The sequence below is a fragment of the Leisingera sp. F5 genome (genome assembly GCF_001593695.1).
Genome location: NZ_LUKH01000537.1, coordinates 1 through 2,170 on the forward strand (window position 1 = coordinate 1; position 2,170 = coordinate 2,170).

Consider the following 2,170-nt stretch of genomic DNA (forward strand, 5'->3'; position numbering starts at 1 on the left):
CCAGTTAGAAGAACAGATTTGCACCGCCCTGGGCAATGGGCAGGTACCCGATTTCATCCAGGATCAAGAGCAATGGCCTTGCATAGAAGCGGATCTTGTCGTCCAGGCGCCCCTCACGCTCAGCCTTGACCAGGGCCTCGATTAGCTCGGCCAATGTTGCGCGATGGACCTGCTTTCCAGCCTTCACAGCCGCTACGCCCAGTGCCGTCGCCAGATGGGACTTGCCGGTACCAGGCGAGTCCAGGAAGTGGACGGTCCCGGCGCGGCGAATGAAGTCCAGCTGCGCCAGCGCGGCAATCCGTTCCCGATCAAGCGAGGGCTGGAAGGTGAAGTCAAAAACTTCCAGTGTTTTGATCGGCATCAGCTTGGCGGTCTTCAGCGCGATATCAATCCGGCGGGTTTCTCGGGTGGCGTATTGCTCGTTGAGCAGTGCATCCAGTGCCTCGATCCCTGAGGTCTCGCCTTATTCCAGCTTCTGCATTGTGTGGTCCAGCGCTTCGGGGGCGCGCGGCATCTTCAAGCCGACAAGTGCGCCCCGGATCGGGTCGAGTGTTGCGGTCATCGCAGGCCTCCCGCGGCCAGCCGCTGACCGACCGCATCATAGAACGCGAGTGAGCGCTGCGGTACGCCCTTCGACTTTTGCGCTATGGCGCGTGGTGGCGGAGCTTTGCGATGCGCGGGGTCAACCCGGCGCCGATTGCGCCCTTCCAGCACCGGGTAGCGAGCAATGCAAATGCCATCTTCGAAGATCCGGATCTCGTCGACGTGGTTCTGCACTTCGACCGCGCGCTTACGGGTGGTGTCCGGCACCGAGTAGTAATTGCCATCGACCGAGACCATGCCTTCATGGCTGGCCCGCCGTTCAACCGTCAGAACAGCGCTGTAGGGAATGGCGGGCAGCGATTTGAGCGCAGGTTTCTTCTCTGCAAAAGCTTCGTCAACGACCCGACCCGTGGTTGCGTGTACCCGGGGATTGGCGATCTCGTACAGCCATGCGTCGAACTGGGCGCTGAGATCGTCGATATTGCGGAACGTCCGAGCCAAGAAGAAGCCCTGCCTGATGTATCGGAACGGACGCTCAACCTTGCCTTTGGTTTGCGCCCGGTATGGCTTGCAGGCCCGTGGCGCTGCGCCGCTATGGTTCAAAAGGGCTACGAACGAGCTGCTATACGTGAAAACGCCAGCGCTATCCGCGCCAATCACGGCGGTCTTCATTCGGTCATAGAGGACCTTCTTCGGTGTCCCACCCATTTCCTCAATAGGCAGCGATGTGGCACCGCAGAACTGTCTGCAAGTTCTGGCTGGACGCAAACCGGCCCCAGAGCCGGCGCGAGTGACCAAGAACGAGCCTGCAAAGCCAGACTTTCCGGGTCATACCAGGCTCGTCTTTGAACTCCACCTTGAACTCGGCAAAGCCCACCTGCGCCTGACGACCGGGCGGTGTCTCAAACCGCTGCGCAAAACCGCGAAGATAAACAACGTTGATGCGCAGGCATGGCTCACCTGGGTTCTGGCTCAGATTGCGGATCAAAAGATCACACCCATGAACGAACTGGTGCCATGGTGGTACGCTGCTATCGCAGCGTCGCAGGGAGCACCGGAACCGCGCCAAAGCGCCTTTGCCGGGCGGTTACTTCTGATTTGCGGCGCAGGCACCTGCATCCGGAACGACCGGTGCGGACCGGTCCCTGACGTCGTTGATCTGGTCGCAGACTGGATGCTGGAGCACGCGGAGAACGCCAGGTGCAAATCGCGGACCTGATCTTCCGCCCAGACTTCCTGATCCTGGATTAGCATTAATACCTGCCCATCGCCCGGATCGGCGGGCAGCTGCTGTTCCACCTGATCAGCAAGTACTATGTGCGCAACTCCATCACCGTCACAACCAACCTCGGTTTCGGTGAAAGCCAAGTGTTTTCGGCGACGCCAAGAGGGCAAGGCCAGTATTAGTTTTAGTGCTTGCAACTTTCATGTAGCAATACCCACGAAACTTGCGCGGATGAGCCCCCTTCTCCACCCAAACGAAACCGTGCAACAGCATGGGTCCTTGTCCAGAACTGCGCGTCCAGCCCGCATATCGCGATACAAAAAAGCCCTGGCCGCTGCAAGCTGGGCCAGGGCTCTTCTCCGCGTCTGCTCATGCTGATCTAACGGACAACAAACTCTGCAT

General features: G+C 59.5%; 2 protein-coding genes and 2 pseudogenes. 2 read left to right on the forward strand and 2 right to left on the reverse strand.

Annotation, left to right across the window (positions count from 1 at the left end):
• Positions 1–4: 4 nt before the first annotated feature.
• Positions 5–448 carry an ATP-binding protein gene (locus tag A2I95_RS32920; protein WP_291736600.1) on the reverse strand — a complete coding sequence of 148 codons (444 nt, stop codon included), beginning with the start codon at positions 446–448 and terminating at the stop codon, positions 5–7.
• Between the two features lie 110 nt (positions 449–558).
• Positions 559–1,215 carry a hypothetical protein gene (locus A2I95_RS32925; protein WP_291736598.1) on the reverse strand — a complete coding sequence of 219 codons (657 nt, stop codon included), beginning with the start codon at positions 1,213–1,215 and terminating at the stop codon, positions 559–561.
• A 118-nt stretch (positions 1,216–1,333) separates the two neighbouring features.
• Between A2I95_RS32925 and A2I95_RS32930 the strand changes: the two are divergent.
• Together A2I95_RS32930 and A2I95_RS32935 are read left to right on the forward strand one after the other, a co-directional pair.
• A pseudogene (locus A2I95_RS32930) lies at positions 1,334–1,552 on the forward strand (transposase domain-containing protein); the annotation flags it as partial.
• A 138-nt stretch (positions 1,553–1,690) separates the two neighbouring features.
• A pseudogene (locus A2I95_RS32935) lies at positions 1,691–1,931 on the forward strand (ATP-binding protein); the annotation flags it as partial.
• Positions 1,932–2,170 lie beyond the last annotated feature (239 nt).

What these genes read in the sequence shown, in the direction of transcription:
- A2I95_RS32925 (WP_291736598.1), bottom strand. Translation starts at nt 1,215, where the DNA reads ATGAAGACCGCCGTGATTGGCGCGGATAGCGCTGGCGTTTTCACGTAT.